This window comes from Microbacterium sp. NPDC055683 (assembly GCF_053617895.1).
Map to the genome: position 1 here is coordinate 12,926 of NZ_JBSHGQ010000021.1, position 16,458 is coordinate 29,383.

At 73.1% G+C, this 16,458-nt stretch carries 21 protein-coding genes; 5 read left to right on the plus strand and 16 right to left on the minus strand.

The genetic code is table 11. The features are described from left to right. Positions 1-61: 61 nt before the first annotated feature. Positions 62-850 (minus strand): ABC transporter permease subunit, encoded by a 789-nt coding sequence (locus ACWGPF_RS09660; protein WP_452332625.1) that lies wholly within the window; start codon positions 848-850, stop codon positions 62-64. Continuing rightward, positions 847-2,550 (minus strand): ATP-binding cassette domain-containing protein, encoded by a 1,704-nt coding sequence (locus ACWGPF_RS09665; protein ID WP_452332626.1) that lies wholly within the window; start codon positions 2,548-2,550, stop codon positions 847-849. The genes ACWGPF_RS09660 and ACWGPF_RS09665 overlap by 4 nt, the downstream gene beginning before the upstream one ends. 137 nt (positions 2,551-2,687) lie before the next feature. On the opposite strand from ACWGPF_RS09665, the gene ACWGPF_RS09670 reads away from it, so the two are divergent. Beyond that, complete coding sequence (locus tag ACWGPF_RS09670) at positions 2,688-3,161, plus strand: hypothetical protein (protein WP_452332627.1); 474 nt, start codon at positions 2,688-2,690, stop codon at positions 3,159-3,161. Positions 3,162-3,182: 21 nt separating this feature from the next. Here the strand turns inward: ACWGPF_RS09670 and ACWGPF_RS09675 are convergent, their stop codons facing one another. The 7 genes from ACWGPF_RS09675 to ACWGPF_RS09705 form a co-directional block, all read right to left on the minus strand. Further along, complete coding sequence (locus ACWGPF_RS09675) at positions 3,183-3,935, minus strand: hypothetical protein (protein WP_452332628.1); 753 nt, start codon at positions 3,933-3,935, stop codon at positions 3,183-3,185. 62 nt (positions 3,936-3,997) lie between these two features. Beyond that, entirely contained in the window at positions 3,998-4,171 is a 174-nt protein-coding gene (locus tag ACWGPF_RS09680; protein WP_452332629.1) for a CsbD family protein, read from the minus strand. 38 nt (positions 4,172-4,209) lie between these two features. Further along, positions 4,210-4,824, minus strand: a complete 615-nt coding sequence (locus ACWGPF_RS09685; protein ID WP_452332630.1) for a hypothetical protein — start codon at positions 4,822-4,824, stop codon at positions 4,210-4,212. Continuing rightward, positions 4,821-5,402 carry a DUF6286 domain-containing protein gene (locus tag ACWGPF_RS09690; RefSeq protein WP_452332631.1) on the minus strand — a complete coding sequence of 194 codons (582 nt, stop codon included), beginning with the start codon at positions 5,400-5,402 and terminating at the stop codon, positions 4,821-4,823. Before ACWGPF_RS09690 ends, ACWGPF_RS09685 begins: the two co-directional genes overlap by 4 nt. Next, entirely contained in the window at positions 5,399-5,779 is a 381-nt protein-coding gene (locus ACWGPF_RS09695) for a hypothetical protein (RefSeq protein ID WP_452332632.1), read from the minus strand. Before ACWGPF_RS09695 ends, ACWGPF_RS09690 begins: the two co-directional genes overlap by 4 nt. Further along, a complete protein-coding gene (locus ACWGPF_RS09700; RefSeq protein ID WP_452332633.1) occupies positions 5,779-5,967 on the minus strand; it encodes a DUF2273 domain-containing protein in 189 nt (62 codons plus the stop codon). Before ACWGPF_RS09700 ends, ACWGPF_RS09695 begins: the two co-directional genes overlap by 1 nt. Further along, on the minus strand, positions 5,964-6,440 hold the full coding sequence (locus ACWGPF_RS09705) for an Asp23/Gls24 family envelope stress response protein (protein WP_452332634.1): 477 nt from the start codon (positions 6,438-6,440) through the stop codon (positions 5,964-5,966). Before ACWGPF_RS09705 ends, ACWGPF_RS09700 begins: the two co-directional genes overlap by 4 nt. A 139-nt stretch (positions 6,441-6,579) precedes the next feature. Here ACWGPF_RS09705 and ACWGPF_RS09710 point away from each other — a divergent pair, with 139 nt between their 5' ends. The 3 genes from ACWGPF_RS09710 to ACWGPF_RS09720 are packed head-to-tail and all read left to right on the plus strand — an operon-like array spanning position 6,580 to position 8,002. Continuing rightward, the gene (locus tag ACWGPF_RS09710) at positions 6,580-7,143 is read left to right on the plus strand and encodes an RNA polymerase sigma factor (RefSeq protein WP_452332635.1); all 564 of its coding nucleotides are present in this window, start codon (positions 6,580-6,582) and stop codon (positions 7,141-7,143) included. Further along, complete coding sequence (locus tag ACWGPF_RS09715; protein ID WP_452332636.1) at positions 7,140-7,721, plus strand: Asp23/Gls24 family envelope stress response protein; 582 nt, start codon at positions 7,140-7,142, stop codon at positions 7,719-7,721. The genes ACWGPF_RS09710 and ACWGPF_RS09715 overlap by 4 nt, the downstream gene beginning before the upstream one ends. Continuing rightward, entirely contained in the window at positions 7,718-8,002 is a 285-nt protein-coding gene (locus tag ACWGPF_RS09720) for a hypothetical protein (protein WP_452332637.1), read from the plus strand. Before ACWGPF_RS09715 ends, ACWGPF_RS09720 begins: the two co-directional genes overlap by 4 nt. A 9-nt stretch (positions 8,003-8,011) precedes the next feature. On the opposite strand, the gene ACWGPF_RS09725 is transcribed toward ACWGPF_RS09720, so the two are convergent. The 3 genes from ACWGPF_RS09725 to ACWGPF_RS09735 form a co-directional block, all read right to left on the minus strand. Further along, positions 8,012-8,878 carry a serine hydrolase domain-containing protein gene (locus ACWGPF_RS09725; protein WP_452332638.1) on the minus strand — a complete coding sequence of 289 codons (867 nt, stop codon included), beginning with the start codon at positions 8,876-8,878 and terminating at the stop codon, positions 8,012-8,014. Between the two features lie 28 nt (positions 8,879-8,906). Further along, positions 8,907-9,767, minus strand: a complete 861-nt coding sequence (locus tag ACWGPF_RS09730) for a serine hydrolase domain-containing protein (protein WP_452332639.1) — start codon at positions 9,765-9,767, stop codon at positions 8,907-8,909. Positions 9,768-10,095: 328 nt separating this feature from the next. Next, on the minus strand, positions 10,096-10,941 hold the full coding sequence (locus tag ACWGPF_RS09735; RefSeq protein WP_452332640.1) for a helix-turn-helix transcriptional regulator: 846 nt from the start codon (positions 10,939-10,941) through the stop codon (positions 10,096-10,098). 115 nt (positions 10,942-11,056) lie between these two features. Between ACWGPF_RS09735 and ACWGPF_RS09740 the strand changes: the two genes are divergently transcribed. Next, positions 11,057-11,983: an SDR family oxidoreductase gene (locus tag ACWGPF_RS09740; RefSeq protein ID WP_452332641.1), complete on the plus strand. Its 927-nt coding sequence runs from the start codon at positions 11,057-11,059 to the stop codon at positions 11,981-11,983. Positions 11,984-12,401: 418 nt separating this feature from the next. Here the strand turns inward: ACWGPF_RS09740 and ACWGPF_RS09745 are convergent, their stop codons facing one another. From ACWGPF_RS09745 to purL, 4 genes are all read right to left on the minus strand, one after another. After that, a complete protein-coding gene (locus tag ACWGPF_RS09745; RefSeq protein ID WP_452332642.1) occupies positions 12,402-13,259 on the minus strand; it encodes a cation-transporting ATPase in 858 nt (285 codons plus the stop codon). 212 nt (positions 13,260-13,471) lie between these two features. Then, positions 13,472-13,753, minus strand: a complete 282-nt coding sequence (locus ACWGPF_RS09750; protein WP_345438119.1) for a hypothetical protein — start codon at positions 13,751-13,753, stop codon at positions 13,472-13,474. Positions 13,754-13,891: 138 nt separating this feature from the next. Beyond that, positions 13,892-14,032, minus strand: coding sequence for a hypothetical protein (locus tag ACWGPF_RS09755; RefSeq protein WP_452332643.1), 141 nt, complete (start codon positions 14,030-14,032; stop codon positions 13,892-13,894). Then, a complete protein-coding gene (purL, locus tag ACWGPF_RS09760) occupies positions 14,032-16,365 on the minus strand; it encodes a phosphoribosylformylglycinamidine synthase subunit PurL (RefSeq protein ID WP_452332644.1) in 2,334 nt (777 codons plus the stop codon). Before purL ends, ACWGPF_RS09755 begins: the two co-directional genes overlap by 1 nt. Positions 16,366-16,458: the final 93 nt, after the last annotated feature.

The window sequence follows — 16,458 nt, forward strand, 5'->3', positions numbered from 1 at the left end:
TATCCCGACCGCCCGCGCGGCTCCTCGGACGCGGTGCGCTCTCGTGCAGCGCGGGCGGCGGTCAGCCGCGCAGGTCGCGCCGGGTCAGCGCGACGACGGCGCCCGCGAGGAGCACCGCGACGCCTGCCCAGAGGGGGAGGAGGCCCTCCGTCCATCCGTTCGTCAAGGGGGCGTCGTGGTACGCCCACGAATACGGCGAGAAGGCCCGCAGGACGTCGAAGTCGTCGTTCTGATTCGCGACGCCGTTGAAGAGGAACCCCGCGGCGGCGACGAGCGCCCCCGCGCCCACCGCGGCGGCACGGCGGCCCGTGAGGGAGCCGACGCACAGCGCCGTCGCACCGCCGAACAGCCACAGCCCGAGGGCGGCGGTCGCCTGCGGCACGATGTTCGCCCCGTCCAGTTCGAGCTCGAACGGGCCACTCACGAGGAGCAGCAGGAGACTCGTGTACGCCGCGAGCCACGCGAGCCGGGCGAGGAGCGCGACCGCCTGACCCGCGACGTAGCCGGCGCGCGAGACGGCGTGGGCGAGGTCGAGCTCGAGGCGGCCCTGCTCCTCGGCCCCCGCCACGGCCCCCGCGCCCCAGCCGATGGCCGCGACGGTCGGCAGCACGAAGCCGAGAAGCCCGTAGAACGTCGCCTGCGCATAGCCCGCACCCGTCGCGATCTGGTCGAACCCGAGCGTGTTCACGAGCGACGACGGCAGCGTCGACAGCAGGTCGGCCATCTGCCCGTCGAGCCCGATGCTCGGATACAGCGACAGGTACAGCATCATCACGGCCGTCAGTGCGAGTGTCCACACGAGCACGCCCCGCCACGTCTCCGCCAGTGCGCGGCCCAGCACGGCGATCATCGTCCGGCCCCCGGCTCGTGCTGCACGCTGCCGGCGACCGGGAGGGTGCCTGTCGGCGGTCGCCCGCGCAGATCCCGCCGAAGCAGCGGCCTCGACGGCGCGGGCGCGGATGGCTCTGGCACGGACGGCGCGGACTCGGATGGCGCGGGCGCGGCCTCGGCCGTCTCGAGGTCGATGGCAGCCCCCGAGCGCGGCGACGCCGTGCTCACCGGCGTGAACGTCCCGCGCGCGTGCGCCGGCCGCGTGCTCGGCACGACGGGCGCGGCGAGGAGATCCTCGGGGTCGGGCGGCCATTCCGGCGAGGCGGCCTCGTCCGGATCGCCCTCCTCCGCAGGGTCGCCCTGCTCGTCGTCGGCCCGTGCGGAACCGGGGACGGTGCCGTCCGTCGGCGACTCCTCCGGCGGAGTCGGCGTTCCCGCCTCGACCGCGACCGGAGGCGTCCCGGCGACGGCCTGCGGCGCAGGCGGCACGACGAAGTTCGACCGGAACGCACGCGGCGTCGGCGCGTCGAGGTCGGGTGCGCCCGTCGGGTGCGCACGCTCGACGTCGCCCGCCTCCGAGGCGTCCGCCGCGTCCTGGTCCGCCTCGTCCTGGTCCGCATCCACCTCGTCGGTGTCCGCCCCGTCCGCGTGCGCATCCTCCGCGTCCGCGTGCGCATTCGCATGCGCGTCCGCGTGCGCTTCGCCCACGTTCGCCGCGTCAGCGCGCGCCGTCGACGCGATGGGCGCAGGCGCTGCGGCACCCGCCGCATCCGTGCACGCGGTGCCGGCGTCCGCGGCATCGTCCGCGTCGTGTCGCTCGGCGCCGTAGAGGCGCAGCACCGATTCCTCCAGATCGGGCTCCTCGACGGTCAGATCGACGAGAGGGAATCCCGCGAGCGCCTTCACGACGGCGTCGATCCCGCCCTCGGCGGTGGCGGAGACCCGCACCTGGTCCGCGCCTCCCGCGACGTCGAGATCGTGCAGGTGCAGCGCGCGGAGCGCGGTGGCGACATCCTCGGGTGAGGTGTCGGCGACGCCGGCCCGGATGCGCCGCACGGCGCCCAGACGCAGCGATGCCACATCACCGGACGCCACGACGCGTCCCTCGCTCAGGACGGCGACCTCGTCGGCGGTCTGCTGGATCTCGCTCAGCACGTGCGAGCTCAGCAGCACGGTCTGCCCGCGACCCCTGGCTTCCCGCACGAGCTCGATGAAGGCGCGCTGGACGAGCGGGTCGAGACCGCTCGTCGGCTCGTCGAGGATGAGCAGCTCGGGTTCATGCAGGAACGCCTGGACGAGCCCGAGCTTCTGCTTGTTGCCCTTCGACAGCGTGCGCACACGGCGGGACAGATCGAGGCCGAGGCGGTCCGCGAGCTCGTCTGCGCGGCCTTTCGGGGAGGGCCCGGACACGCGGGCGTAGAAGTCGAGCAGACCTCGTCCGGTCGTCCGCGAGTCGAGGCGCAGCTCGCCGGGAACGTAGCCGATCCGCTTCCGCAGCGCCGGCCCTCCTCGGCGTGGGTCCTCGCCCAGCACGCGGACCTCGCCGCCGGATGGGCGGATCACGTCGAGGAGGATGCGCAGCGTCGTCGTCTTCCCCGCGCCGTTCGGTCCGATGAGGCCGAAGACGGTGCCCGGTTCGACGGCGAGGTCGAGGGCGTGCAGCGCGGTGCGCCGCCCGTATCGCTTCTGCAGGCCGTGCGTCTCGATCGCCGCCGTCATGGCGCTCACGGTAGTCCCGCGGAGTCGATGCCGGTAGAGGCATGGACGAAAGCATCCCGCAGCACGGTCGATCGAGCGAGACCCGTGCCCGCGGACGCCGTAGCGGCCTCCGCTCCCGCGTGGCAGACTCGGGCACCATGCGACGCAGGAGTGAGGGGATCACGGTCGCGATCGTGGCGGTCACGCTCGCGACCCTGATGGCAGGGGCGCTCGCCGGGTGCATACCGGGGGCGACGAGCGTGCCCGGCGTGGAGCCGACGCCGTCGCCCGAGAGCATCGCCGACGACGTGATCACCGGCGGGCCGGACGGCGTGGCGCTCCCGGTCGACACGATGGGCGGCCCGCTCGCGTACGCGATGGACGACGGCAGCGTGCAGATCGTGACGTGGGGGAGCTCCTCCTGTCCGCCGCGCGCGACGGAGTTCGACAACGACGGCTCCCTCCTCGCCGTGGTCTTCGTGCGGTCGTCGGCCGAGGTCTGCACGGCGGACTACGCGCCGACGACGCACGTCTTCGGCGAGGACACCGTGGGCGGAGCCGTGCCCGACGAGGCGTCGATCACGATCGAGGACGCCGAGCCCGTGACCGTGGAGATCCAGCGGCCCTCCTGACGGGCGCCGCCGTGCGCCCGGTCAGCTCGGCGGCAGCGGGTCGCGTCGCGCCTCGATCGCGCGTGCGACCTGCTTCTCGAGCACCTCGATGGCGTCGTCGGACAGTGCGATGAGGCCGTCGAGCTCCTCCCGCACGCGCCGGTAGGCGACCTGGCGCTCGGCGGCCGTGGCCGATTGGTCGACCGCGGTGCGCAGCAGCTGCTGGGCACGGTCGAGGCGCTTGCGCTCCGTCTCGCTGAAGCCGCTGTCGCGCACGCGTCGGGCGTCCTGCTCGGCGATGTCGAACGCGACCTCGAAATCGTTCACCGCCGTGCGGTACTCGGCGAGCTCCTCGGCCGAGACCGCGGCGTCCGCGCGGGCGGGGCGCAGGCCATCCGCCGCCTTCTTCGCGCGCAGGAACGCCGCCGTCAGCGGCTGGCGGCCGTCGCTCATGGTCGGGAACGCGATGAGCTTCGCGACGTCGAGCTCGTAGTCGAGCCAGCGGCGGACGACGTCGTCGTGGGTCTCGAGCAGGCGCGTCAGGCGCGCCTGCCGGTTCGCGGCGTCCTCCGCCGCGACGTCGGCGGGGTCGGCGGTCGCCTTCGCGGCCTTGAGCTGCGCGCGCGCCTGCAGCTCGATCGAGCGCGCCTCGGTCTTCGCCTGGAGCAGCTCGAGACGGCGCTTGTGGCGGGCCTTCGACTCCTTCGACCACCACCCGCCGAACCCGCTCGCGACGCCCGCGAGCGGGAACGCCAGCCACCAGTAGGCGCCGAGGAACTCGAAGAGCGGTTGCACCCGGCCATCGTACGCACGCGTGTGCGCGAGACGGATGGCTCCGCCCCGCGCACACGCATCGCTCACTTCGAGAAGGCGTCCTTGACGTCCTCGCCCGCCTTCTTGACGTCGGCCTTCACCTGGTCGGCCTTGCCCTCGGCCTCGAGCTTCTCGTTGCCCGTGACCTTGCCGGCCGCCTCCTTCGCCTTGCCGGCGAGGTCTTCCGCGGCGTTCTTGATCTTGTCGTCGAGTCCCATGGGGGGTCTCCTTTCTCTTTCGGGGGTCTTGGTCTGGTTCAGTCGACGCGCCCCTGATCGGCCGCGAAGCGCGCTCGCAGCGACGAGCGCAGGGTGACGACCGCGGGCATCCGCTCGCCCGTCAGCGTCGCGAGGTTGGCGAGCAGCCGGTCGGTCGCTGCGGCGAGCTCGGCGGGCGATGCGCTGCGCCGGGGCGTGACGTCCACGTGCAGCACCTCGATGCCGCGTGCGCGGCGGATGGCCACGCGTGACGACAGCACGTCGGGCCGCCGGTCGAGCGACTGGCGCAGAGCGTCGGAGGCGAACGACTCCGCGACGACGATGCGTCCGAGGTCGGTGCGCTCGGCGACGCCGCCGTCGTGCACGTGCGAGCGGCGAGCGAGCGCCCGGATCGGGACGGCGGCCAGCACGATCGCCACGACGGCGAGCGCGGCGACGATGCCGATCCCCAGCCAGCTCGCCGCGGTCCCGTCGATGCGGGTGGCCGCGGCTCCGTCCGTCGCCGCGTCGCGCGCCGCCGTGAAGACGTCGTGCCACACGTCGGCGGCAGCGGTCCCTGTCGTCGCGGCGATCACGGCGCCGCCGGCGGCGACGAGCGCGAGGCCGATGAGCGCGAGCACGGCCCGGTTGAGCGCGCGGTTGGTGCCGTTCATGCGGCGCTCCTCTCCGAGGCGCGGGCGACCCGCACCCGCGTGGTCAGCGATGGCGTGACGGACGCCCTCTCGAGTTCGGCGCGGGCGGCCTCGCGGACGGCGTCCACATCGACGGGGAGGCCCGTCTCCGGGCGGACCATCACGTCGACGGCCCTGTGGCCGACTCCGACGACGACCGCGTCGGGTCGCAGCCCCGCCTCCTCGGCGACGTGCCGGGCGACGGCCGACGCGAGCACGCCGTTGTCGATGACGACGGCATGGGTGTCGGACGCGAGCTCCTGGCGGGCACGGCGACCGGGCGCCAGCGCGATCACGAGCAGGATCAGGCCGACCGCGGCCACCCCTGCCGAGCCGGCGATGACGGCGCCCCGCGGCTCGGCGGCCGGCAGCGCCCCGGCCCACGCGAGCATCTCGGCGGGCGATGCCAGCCAGGGGGCGAGGCCTGCGAGCTGGCGCACGGTCTCCACGGCGACCCATGCCAGGGCCGCGACGGCGAGGAGCACGACGATCGTCACGGCGGCGGTGCGCGGCGAGTGCGTCTCGCGGCGCACGATGCGGCGCAGAGCGGGATCGCTCATCGCACCCTCCTTCTCGTCTCGACGACCGCACCCGCGATCGTGATGTCGACCAGGGCGACCTCGCGCCCGAGCAGGGCCGCGATGCGGCCTCGGATGTCGTCCTGCAGCCCGCGCGCCCGTTCGAGCAGCGGGACGGCAGCGGCGACGGCGGCGTCGTCGTCGAGGTCGGGCACGGGGAGCGGTGCGCGCAGGCGCACCGCCAGCCCGCGGCCGACGTCGGAGACGTGCGCCGAGACCGCGTCGGCGGGAACGCCGATGGCCTCCGCGGATGCCGCACGTGCGACCTTCGTCAGCACGCGGTCGCGCACGTCGATGCGGCCGGCGGGCTCCCCGTCGTGCGCCGCGACGACGGGGAGCGCTTCCGCGAGCGCGCTCATCAGGAGGTGCGCCGTCCCGTGAAGACGCCGGCGAGCGCCCGCAGATCGAGCTGGCCGCTCACGACGCGTCCGACGACGGCCCCGACCCCGGCGAGCACGGCCACGAGGAGGAAGCCCCAGAAGCCGAACGCGAGGGCGGCGAAGGCGAGGAGCGCCCCGATGAGAGCGCCCGTTGCGGTGGCGCTCACGAGACGCGCGACTCGGCGGCGGACTCGTCGTCGTCGGCCGACGGCAGGTGCACGTCGTCGACCGCGACGTTGACCTCGACGACGTCGAGGCCGACGAGCTGGGTGATCGCCCGCGTGACGGCGGCGCGCACCTCGCCGGCGACCTGCTGGATGGGCGTCGGGTACTCGACGACGATCGTCACGTCGGCGGCGGCCTGCGTCTCCCCGACCTCGACCTTCACACCCTGCGTGAGGTCGGTGGCGTTGATGGCGTCGCGGATGGCGCCCAGCGTACGGGCGCCGCCGCCTCCGAGGGCGTAGACACCCGCGACCTCGCGGGCCGCGATGCCGGCGACCTTGGCGACGACGTGGTCGGCGATCGTCGTGCGACCGGCCTGCTCGCCCGGTGCGACCGGTGCCACGGCGCGGTCGACGCGCGGAGCGCCGGGGGTCGCGGGAGTGGCGGGGGTCGTCTTCGTGTCCTGCTCGGCCATGATCGGCTCCTTCTATCTCGGTCAGCGGCCGGATGCAAGCACTTCAGGAGCTTCATCCGGGAGCGTTACGGTCGCTCATGTCTGAGAGGCGCGGCCTCCCGGATTCGTCACAAAAAAGTTCCTGGGGAGGGCGTGACGCATGGGAAGGACCCGAGGAGAGCCGGTGCGGGAGGCGAGCGACGCCATCCTCGTGGCCCGCTCGCTCGATCAGGACGAGCACGCGTTCGCGGAGATCGTCCGCCGGCATGCGCCGCTCATGCGGGCGTACACGGCCCGGATGGTCGGCTCGGTCTCCGAGGCCGACGACGTCGTGCAGAACGCGTTCATCCTGGCGTGGCGCAAGCTCGACACGCTGCGCGACCCGTCGGTGCTGAAGGCGTGGCTCATGCGGGTCGCCGCGCACGAGGCGACGGCGTACCTGCGCCGACGACCCTCGCCTGTGCCGCTCGACGCCGTCGAGCAGGTGCTTGCGGCGGAGGCGCGACCCGATACGGTCGTCGTGCGGGACGCGCAGATGGCGGCGCTCTCGAAGGCGCTCGACACCCTGCCCGATGCGCAGCGCCAGTGCTGGCTGCTGCGCGAGGTGGCGGGGCTCAGCTACACCGAGATCGCGGAGGAGCTCGACCTCCCCGCGAGCACCGTGCGGGGCAATCTCGCCCGCGCACGCACGAGCATCACCGTCCGGATGGAGGAGTGGCGATGAGCACGGACGAGCCGCGGCTGGACTGCGGCAGAACGCTCGAGGAGCTCAGCGACTACCTCGAGGCCGGGCGCTCTCCGCGCGACGCGCACATCGAGTCGTGCCCCGAGTGCCTCAACGCGCTCGACACGCTCGAGGGGGCGGGGCGGCTGTCTCGCGCGCTGGTCGCGGTCGACGCATCCACGCTGCCCGAGCCGCCGGAGAGCTGGTTCCAGGGGATCCTCGGCGCGATCGCGCTGGAGCTGCGGGCGGGAAGGGACCTGCCGCTGCACCATCCCGATCCGCGCGTCGACCTGTCGATCACGGAGGGCGCCGTGCATGCGCTGCTGCGGGCGACGGGCGACGGCGTCGACGGCGTGTTCATCGGCCGGACCGCGATCGACGGCGACGCCGAGACGCCGGGGGCGCCCGTCACGGTGCGTTTGACGGCGAGCATCGCCTGGCCGCTCGACGTCGCGGCCGTGACCGAGGAGCTCCGTGCGCGCGCGTTCGCGGCGCTCCGCCAGCACACCGAGCTCAACGTCACCGCCGTCGACATCCGCGTCGACGATGTCCACGGATACGAAGGAGGCCGATCATGAGCGTTCCGGAGGGGGCGCTGCGCGCCGCCGCAGTGCGCGGGGTCGCGGGGGTCGTCGACGTGTATGCGGCCGAGGGCGCGCTCATCGCATCGGTCGCCGCACTGCTCGGGCACGAGTCGTCCGACGATCCCGTCGTCGACCGCGACGATCGGGTGAGCGCGCGGATCGGCACCGCGATGTCGGCGTCGACGCCGGATGTCGCGCGTCGTGTCGCCGACGTGCTCCGCGATGGCGCTCCTCCCGAGGCGCGCATCGCCGTGCGGATCGCGCGGGTCAGCTGACCGGACGCGTCAGCCGGCCACCGCCTCGACCGCGAGCTCGGCGAGGCGGTGGCTGCGCTCCTCCTCGTGCGCGGTGATCGTGACGACCGCGTCGTGTGACTCGTCGACGACGACGTACTGTCCGTAGAGGCCGTCGAGCCGCCAGGCGCCCCCCGGGCCGTCCCACGCCGCGAGTCCGTAGCGGGAGTACGGCGCGGAGCCCGTCTCGACCCAGTCCGCGTGCATCGCGTCGACCCATCCGCCGGACACGAGCTGCCGGCCATCCCACCGCCCCCGATCGCGGAGCAGTCGGCCGATGCGCGACAGCTCCTCGGTGCGCAGCTCGAGTCCGCCGCCTCCCACGATCCACCCCCGAGGGCAGCGGTGCCACTGGGGATTGTGGATGTCGAGCGGATCGAACAGGCGCGGCATCAGCCAGTCGCGCACGTCGCCGACGTGGGCGCCGAGCACGCGCATCGCCGTGTAGGTGCTCGCGTCGGAGTACTGGAGCACGCGGCCGCGCGACGGACGGCGCAGCATCTCCTGCGCGAGATCGGGCCAGGGCACCCGCTCGGAGCCGAACCACGCGAAGTCGATGCCGCTCGTCATGGTGAGCAGGTGGCGCAGCGTGACGGCGTCGGAGCCCTCGCCGTACGCCATCTCGGGGAGGGACGCGCGGATCGGCTCGTCGAGGGCGACGACGCCCTCGTCGACCGCGATCCCGACGGCGAGCGCCGAGATGCCCTTCGACACCGAATACACGTTGACGCGGTCGTCGCTGCGCCACCGGTGCTCGGCGATGTCGTCGCCGATGCGGACGTGCACGCCGTACGCGCCGAGCCCCTCCGCCTCGACGGCGCGGACGAATCGGTCGAGGGCGGCGGAAGAGGAGGTCACGCTGCGAGGGTAGCGGGGGCCTGCGACATCAGCTCGCGAGCGCCTCGACCGCGCGCGCGGCGACGCGGTCGGCGGTGAAGTGGTCGTCGGCCGTGATCGTGACGACGGCGTCGCCGCGGAAGATGAGCAGCTGCCCGTAGGCGCCGTGCAGCCGCCAGGCGTCGCCCGGGCCGTCCCATCCCGCGAGGGCGTAGCGCCGGTACTGCGGCTCCGGGCCGTCTCCGCGGTCGAACCAGTCGTCGTGCATGGCGTCGATCCATCCCGGCGAGACGAGGGCGCGCCCATCCCACACCCCGCGGTCGCGGATGAGCAGGCCGAGCCGCGAGAGCTCGTCGGCGTCGAGGTGCAGGCCGCCGCCGGCGACGATGTGGCCGTTCGGGCAGCGGTCCCACGGGGGTGCGGCGATGCCGAGCGGGGCAAAGAGTCGCGGCTCGAGCCATTCCGCGACGTCGCCGACGACCGTGGCGAGCGCGCGCATCGCGGTGTAGGTGCTCGCGTTGGCGTACTGGAACGCGCGGCCCCGCGTCGGCCGGCTGAGGAACTCGACGGCGAGGTCGGGCCAGTCCGTCATGAGCGTCTCGGACCAGGGGAGGTCGATGCCGCTCGTCATGCCCAGGAGATGGCGGGTCGTGACGTCGGAGTCGTCTCGCGCGAACGGCAGGTACGTCGCCACGGGGGCGTCGACGTCGAAGAGCCCTTCGTCCGAGGCCATGCCCGCCGCCATGACGCAGACGCCCTTCGCGACCGAGTGGATGTCGCGGCGCACATCGTCGCTCCAGCGGTGCTCTGCGGTGTCGTCGCCGATGCGCACGTGCGCGCTGTGGGCGACGAATCCCTCCTCGTCGCTGGCGCGGACGATGCGGTCGAGGACGGTCTGCGCGCGGGTCACGCGCTCCAGTCTCCCAGGCCGTCGCTGCGGTGTGGCGGTCGCTGCGGTGTGGCGGGGTGGCGGGTTGCCGGGGCGGGGTGGCGGTCGCTGCGGCGAGTTGGCGGGGTGCCGGGGTGCCGCGGTGGTGCCGCGCCGCGCCGCCGCGCCGGCGCGCCGTGCCGCGCCGCCGGGCTTCGCCAGTGCGGATGTGGGGCTCGTGCCGCTTCGTCAGTGCGGATGTGCGGGTGTGAGCGCTCTCACGTTGACATCCGCACTGGCGAAGCCAGGCGACGAGGACAGGGTGCGTGCGGGAGCGTGTTTCGGCCGACATCCGCACTGGCGAAGCGCCCTACGCCAGCGACTGCGCGCCGATGACCGACAGCAGGCGGAGCTTCTCGGCGCTCTCCGACCCGGGCGTCGCGGTGTAGACGAGCAGGAGGTGTGACTGCTCGGGGTCGACGAGGCGCTGGCACTGGAGCTCGAGCGCGCCGACCTCGGGGTGCACGAACCGCTTGACATCGCGCGGGCGGATGCCGATCTCGTGCCGCTCCCACACCTCGCGGAACTCGGCGCTCTCGGCGAGCAGCAGGTCGGCGTACCGTGCCGCCCGCGATGACGGACCGCGCAGGGCCGCCATCTCGCGCAGGCCCGACGCGTACATGCGCGAGAGGAAGTCGTGCTCCTCCGGGGCGTAGAGCGCGCGGCCCTCCGGGGCGGCGAACCAGCGGTAGCCGATGCTGCGGAAGGGCCCCGCGTGCGCGGTGAGGTCGCCCGTCAGCGCGACGCCCGTCGGTGTCTGCCGAAGCGTCTCGCCGAGTTCGGTGACGATCTCCGCGGGAGTGTCGGTCAGCCGATCGAGGATGCGCACGAGGCCCGGGCTGACGTGCTCGCTCGAGCCGCCGCGTTCCGGCGCCTGCTGGCCGGCGAGGCGGAAGAGGTGGTCGCGCTCGTCGAGCGTGAGCCGCAGCCCCTGCGCGATCGCCGCGAGCATCGACGGGGATGGCTGCGGCCCCCGCTCCTGCTCGAGCCGCGCGTAGTAGTCGGCCGACATGTGGCAGAGCGCGGCGACCTCCTCGCGGCGCAGCCCGCTCGTGCGACGCCGTGGGCCGCGGGTCAGGCCGACGTCCTCCGGCTGCAGCGCCTCGCGCCGGATGCGGAGGAACTCCGCCAGCGCGCCGCGGTCGATCGTCGTCATGCCCCCATCTCACACGAGCCGGCGGCGTCGTGCCACGGATCGGGAGTCCCTGGATGAGAGGCGGCCATCCGGCGAAGCTCGACGGAGACACGAAAGCCGAGCAGAGGAGAACGCCATGACACGCCGACCGATCGACATCACCGTGCCCGACCTGACCGGCCGCCGCGCCGTCGTCACGGGCGCGAGCGACGGGATGGGCCTGCGCATCGCCGAGCGCCTCGCGGCGGCGGGAGCCGAGGTCGTCATGCCCGTGCGTAACCTGGCGAAGGGCGAGGCCGCGACCGCGGCCATCCGCTCGCGCCACCCCGAGGCGCGCGTGTCGCTGCGCACGCTCGACCTGTCGTCGCTCGCGTCGGTCGCGGGGCTCGGAGAGGCGCTGCGTGCGGAGGGCGACCCCGTGCACATCCTCGTGAACAACGCGGGCGTCATGACGCCCCCGAGCCGGCAGACGACGACGGACGGTTTCGAGCTGCAGTTCGGCACGAACCACCTCGGGCACGTCGCGCTCGTTGCGCACCTGCTTCCGCTGCTGAAGGACGGCCGGGGCCACGTCACGTCGCAGGTGAGCGTCGCGGCGCGTCGCGGCGCGATCAACTGGGACGACCTCCAGTGGGAACGGTCGTACGACGGCCAGCGGGCCTACTCGCAGTCGAAGATCGCCCTGGGTCTCTTCGGGCTCGAGCTCGATCGCCGCAGCCGCGCGGCCGGATGGGGCATCACGAGCAACCTGTCGCACCCCGGCGTCGCGCCGACGAACCTCCTCGCGGCGCGCCCCGAGATCGGGCGCAGCGGTGACACCGTCGGCGTGCGGGTGATCCGCGCGCTGTCGGCCAGGGGCATCCTGCTCGGCACCGTCGAGAGTGCAGGGCTGCCGGCGCTTCTCGCGGCGACATCGCGCGGCGAGTTCTACGGCCCGAGCGGCCCCGGGCACCTGGGCGGGGCTCCCGCCGAGCAGGAGCTCTACCCTCCGCTCCGCAGCGAGAGCGAGGCCGCCCGCGTCTGGGATGTCTCGGCGCAGCTCGCCGACGTCTCGTTCGACTGAGGTCGCCTCGTCGGGGTGGTCGTTCCCTCCTCGGGGTGGCGGTTTCCGTCCTGAAATGGCCGTTACGGCCCGGGTAGTGCGACCTGAGGGAGGGAAGCGCTCCTCGGGGTGGCGGTTTCCGTCCTGAAGTGGCCGTTACGGGCCGGGAACTGCGACCTGGGCGAGGGAGGCCCTCCTCGGGGTGGCGGTTTCCGTCCTGAAATGGCTGTTTGGGGCCGGGAACTGCGACCTGGGTGGGCTCCCCCTCCCCGGGGTGGCAGTTTCCGTCCTGAAGTGGCCGTTACCGGCCGGGAACTGCGACCTGAGGGAGGGAGGCTCTCCTCGGGGTGGCGGTTTCCGTCCTGAAGTGGCCGTTACGGGCCGGGAACTGCGACCTGGGCGAGAGGTCGTCCCCGACCCTGGCGGCAACGCACCGGACTCAGCGGCCGAAGAGGTCGCCGAGGCCGAAGTCCGACGCGATGTCTCCGAAGCCCTGGGTGAACTCGCCGGCCTCCGACGCGAGGCCGCTCGCGCTCTCGGCGAGGCCGCCGGCACCCTCCGCGATCGACGACACGTCGACGCCCTCCGCGAGCGCCTCGAAGTCGACGCCCGCGCCGAGGGCGCTGCCGATGATCTCGGAGCCGATGCTCGTGAGGATGGCCCCGCCCGCGACAGCCGCGAGCACGCCTCCGACCGCGGCTCCGCCGGCGAGCAGACCGCCCGCTGCTCCGACGCCGCGCGTGCGGGCCAGCAGCCCGCGCAGCCTTCCGGGCTGAGCCGCCTCGGTACGGGCGGCGACGCGGGCGAGCTCGGGAGCGTCGTACGAGCGCGGCTGCTCGTAGGGCGGCAGCTCGGTGCGCATCCGCTCGGCGATCTGCGCGCGCTGCTCGGGCGAGAGACGCGCGAACGCGTCGCGGTGCACCTGCTCGATCTGGTCGGGGCGCGCCGTCTGCAGGAGGTAGTCGTAGCGGGCGATCGCGGCGCGGTCCTCTGCGGAGCCGGTCGCGGCGCCCAACGGATGTCCGTTGGCGCCCGACGGATGTCCGTTGGAGCCCGACGGATGGCCGTTCGCCGGCGGCGGGGTGAGCCCCGTCGACCGCGGCGCGGGCTGGGCGTACCCCTGCTGTGCAGAGCCCTGCCGCCCGCTCGTGCGCTGGTCGTCGCCGAGGAGCGACTCGACGGCGCCGCGCGCCTTGGTCATCCAGTCGCTCTGCGACGAGCCGCGCGACGACGAGGAGGGCGACGACGAGTCCATCGCCTTCTTCGCGAGGTTGATGATCGACTTGAGCTTGCCCATGGTGGCACCCTTCGGAAGGGTCGGCGAGGCCGACGGTTCCAAAGTCTCCTTCACCCCGAATCGGAGCCGGCGGCCCGGAACTCGATGACGAGTCCGTATTGACGGGCCGACCGCTGCGGAAGTACTCCCTCTGTGCGCCCGAATCTAGCGGCGGAGTCTATGCGCGAGCCGAGAGCGGATGGCCGCCCCCGGCCCGCGCAGCCACGGCTGGTTCAGCGGGAGATCTTCATCGTCGACCACTCGAAGCCGCCGATGTAGTCGTCGCCGAAGAGGTTCCAGAGGTAGTAGCAGCCCTGGATGTCGGTGACCTGGCGGCCTGCCGCGCGCGCCGCGGTCATCTGGGACTGCAGGCGTTCGGCGCACTGGTTCACCGTCGCTCCCGACACCTGGGTGAATCCCGTCGCGGCGGAGGCGGCGGGGGCGACGGCGACACCGCCCCCGAGAAGGAGCAGGGTGGCGGCGGCGACGGAGCCGATCCTCGTTCCGGTCTTCATCTTCTCGTCTCCCTTCGGCGGCAGATCTTGCCGCGTGGGTTCGACGCTAGGCCGGTCATCCCGGCGACGTGAACGGGTTGAGGTGCCCACGCCGATGTGGCAGGGGTCGACCGCGCTCGCGTTCGCCGCGACCGTCCCCTATCGGACGAGCAGCGAGAAGAGGGCGGCGCCGCCGCCCGTCGCGATGAGCGCGATGAGCGCCACCCACGCCGTGATGCGCACGCGCTGGGCGCGACGGCTCGAGTAGATCTCGAGGTCGTCGTCGTCCGAGGCGGTCATCAGGCGACGGGCTCCGCGATCGTCGCGCCGAAGCGGGCGGGGAGCGTCGAGGTCGACAGCTCGCGCAGCTCCGAGACGGGGATCGTGAAGACGTCCTGCACCTCGAGGGCCGGCTCGGTGTCGGTGACGCCGATGCGGGCGACCGTGTAGCCGCGCCCCTCGCAGAGGCCGCGGAACTTCACGTCCTCCTCGCGCGGCACGGTGACGAGCACGCGGCCGGTCGACTCGCTGAAGAGGGCCGTCGCGGCGTCGACGCCGTCGCGCTCGATGATCTCCGACAGCCACACGCGGGCGCCGACGCCGAAGCGCAGCACGCCCTCGGCGAGGGCCTGGCCGAGGCCGCCCTCCGACAGGTCGTGGGCCGACGAGATGAGCCACTCGTCGCGGGCGGCGGCGATGAGGCCGGCGAGGCGCTTCTCGCCCTCGAGGTCGACCGCCGGGGGGCGGCCGCCGAGGTGGCTGTGCACGACCTCGGCCCATGCGGAGCCCGAGAGCTCCTCCTTCGTGACGCCGAGGAGGTAGATGTTCTCGCCCGCATCCTGCCATCCGCTCGGGATGCGGCGCGCGACGTCGTCGACGATGCCCAGCACGCCCACGACGGGGGTCGGGTGGATGGGGGTGTCGCCGGTCTGGTTGTAGAACGAGACGTTGCCGCCCGTCACGGGCACGCCGAGCGCGAGGCAGGCATCCGACAGGCCGTCGACGGCCTGCGAGAACTGCCACATGACCTCGGGGTTCTCGGGGCTGCCGAAGTTCAGGCAGTCGGTGACGGCGGTCGGCGTCGCGCCCGTGACGGCGACGTTGCGGTACGCCTCGGCGAGGGCGAGCTGCGCTCCCGCGTACGGGTCGAGCTGGCAGTAGCGGCCGTTGGCGTCGGTGGCGATCGAGAAGCCGAGGCCCGACTCCTCGTCGACGCGGATCATGCCGGCGTCGTCGGGGAAGGACAGGGCCGTGTTGCCGAGCACGTAGTAGTCGTACTGGTTGGTGATCCACGAGGTGTCGGCGAGGTTGGGGCTCGCGACGAGCTGCGTGAACTGCTCGCGGATGGCCGCGGGCTCGGTCGGGCGGGGGAGGGCCTCCGCGGCGTCGGCCTGGAGGGCGTCGATCCACGTCGGGTAGGCGACAGGGCGCTCGTAGACGGGGCCGTCGACCGCGACGGTCGAGGGGTCGACGTCGACGATGGTCTCGCCGTCCCACGTGATGACGAGTCGGCCGTCCCCCGTGACCTCGCCGAGGACGCTCGTCTCGACATCCCACTTGGTGGTGACGGCGAGGAACGCGTCGAGCTTCTCGGGCGCGACGATCGCCATCATGCGCTCCTGCGACTCGCTCATGAGGATCTCCTCGGCGGTGAGCGAGGGGTCGCGCAGCAGGACGTTCGTCAGCTCGACCTTCATGCCCGATCCGCCGTTGGCGGCGAGCTCGCTCGTCGCGCACGAGATGCCGGCGGCCCCGAGATCCTGGATGGCCTCGACGAGGTCGCCCGAGTACAGCTCGAGGCAGCACTCGATGAGCACCTTCTCGGCGAAGGGGTCGCCCACCTGCACGGCGGGGCGCTTGGTGGGGCCGCCGTCGGCGAAGGTGTCGGAGGCGAGGATGGAGGCGCCGCCGATTCCGTCGCCGCCCGTGCGGGCGCCGAAGAGCACGACCTTGTTGCCGGGGCCGGTGGCGTTGGCGAGGCGGATGTCCTCATGGCGCAGCACGCCGACGGCGAGCGCGTTGACGAGGGGGTTGGCCTGGTAGACGGAGTCGAACACCGTCTCCCCGCCGATGTTCGGCAGCCCCAGGCAGTTGCCGTAGGAGGAGATGCCGGAGACGACGCCGTGCACGACGCGAGCCGTGTCGGGGTGGTCGATGGCGCCGAAGCGCAGCTGGTCCATGACGGCGACGGGGCGCGCGCCCATGGAGATGATGTCGCGGACGATGCCGCCGACGCCCGTCGCCGCACCCTGGAAGGGCTCGATGTACGAGGGGTGGTTGTGCGACTCGACCTTGAAGGTGACGGCCCAGCCCTCGCCGACGTCGACGACGCCCGCGTTCTGGCCCATGCCGACCATGAGGCGCTCGCGCATCTCGTCGGACACCTTCTGGCCGAAGCGCTTGAGGTAGATCTTCGAGCTCTTGTAGGAGCAGTGCTCGCTCCACATCACGGAGTACATGGCGAGCTCGCCCGACGTCGGGCGACGGCCGAGGATGGCCTTGATCTGCTCGTACTCGTCGGGCTTCAGACCCAGCGCGGCGTACGGCTGCTCCTTCTCGGGCGTGGCCACGGCGTTCTCGACGGTGTCGGCGACGTGGGCGTGCGGGGCAGCGGATGATGCGGGCGTGGTCACGCGGAAGCTCCTGAGGGGCGAGGGGGAGCGGACGAGGAGAGTCTACCGGGCGCGCGGTGGCGGGGCTGAGGGGGCGGGCGGCGCCGAGCTCCG

Coding starts and splice junctions, on each gene's coding strand:
- ACWGPF_RS09660 (WP_452332625.1), bottom strand. CDS start 850: ATGATCGCCGTGCTGGGCCGCGCACTGGCGGAGACGTGGCGGGGCGTG.
- ACWGPF_RS09665 (WP_452332626.1), bottom strand. CDS start 2,550: ATGACGGCGGCGATCGAGACGCACGGCCTGCAGAAGCGATACGGGCGG.
- ACWGPF_RS09670 (WP_452332627.1), top strand. CDS start 2,688: ATGCGACGCAGGAGTGAGGGGATCACGGTCGCGATCGTGGCGGTCACG.
- ACWGPF_RS09680 (WP_452332629.1), bottom strand. CDS start 4,171: ATGGGACTCGACGACAAGATCAAGAACGCCGCGGAAGACCTCGCCGGC.
- ACWGPF_RS09685 (WP_452332630.1), bottom strand. CDS start 4,824: ATGAACGGCACCAACCGCGCGCTCAACCGGGCCGTGCTCGCGCTCATC.
- ACWGPF_RS09690 (WP_452332631.1), bottom strand. CDS start 5,402: ATGAGCGATCCCGCTCTGCGCCGCATCGTGCGCCGCGAGACGCACTCG.
- ACWGPF_RS09695 (WP_452332632.1), bottom strand. CDS start 5,779: ATGAGCGCGCTCGCGGAAGCGCTCCCCGTCGTCGCGGCGCACGACGGG.
- ACWGPF_RS09705 (WP_452332634.1), bottom strand. CDS start 6,440: ATGGCCGAGCAGGACACGAAGACGACCCCCGCCACTCCCGCGACCCCC.
- ACWGPF_RS09710 (WP_452332635.1), top strand. CDS start 6,580: ATGGGAAGGACCCGAGGAGAGCCGGTGCGGGAGGCGAGCGACGCCATC.
- ACWGPF_RS09715 (WP_452332636.1), top strand. CDS start 7,140: ATGAGCACGGACGAGCCGCGGCTGGACTGCGGCAGAACGCTCGAGGAG.
- ACWGPF_RS09720 (WP_452332637.1), top strand. CDS start 7,718: ATGAGCGTTCCGGAGGGGGCGCTGCGCGCCGCCGCAGTGCGCGGGGTC.
- ACWGPF_RS09735 (WP_452332640.1), bottom strand. CDS start 10,941: ATGACGACGATCGACCGCGGCGCGCTGGCGGAGTTCCTCCGCATCCGG.
- ACWGPF_RS09740 (WP_452332641.1), top strand. CDS start 11,057: ATGACACGCCGACCGATCGACATCACCGTGCCCGACCTGACCGGCCGC.
- ACWGPF_RS09745 (WP_452332642.1), bottom strand. CDS start 13,259: ATGGGCAAGCTCAAGTCGATCATCAACCTCGCGAAGAAGGCGATGGAC.
- ACWGPF_RS09750 (WP_345438119.1), bottom strand. CDS start 13,753: ATGAAGACCGGAACGAGGATCGGCTCCGTCGCCGCCGCCACCCTGCTC.
- ACWGPF_RS09755 (WP_452332643.1), bottom strand. CDS start 14,032: ATGACCGCCTCGGACGACGACGACCTCGAGATCTACTCGAGCCGTCGC.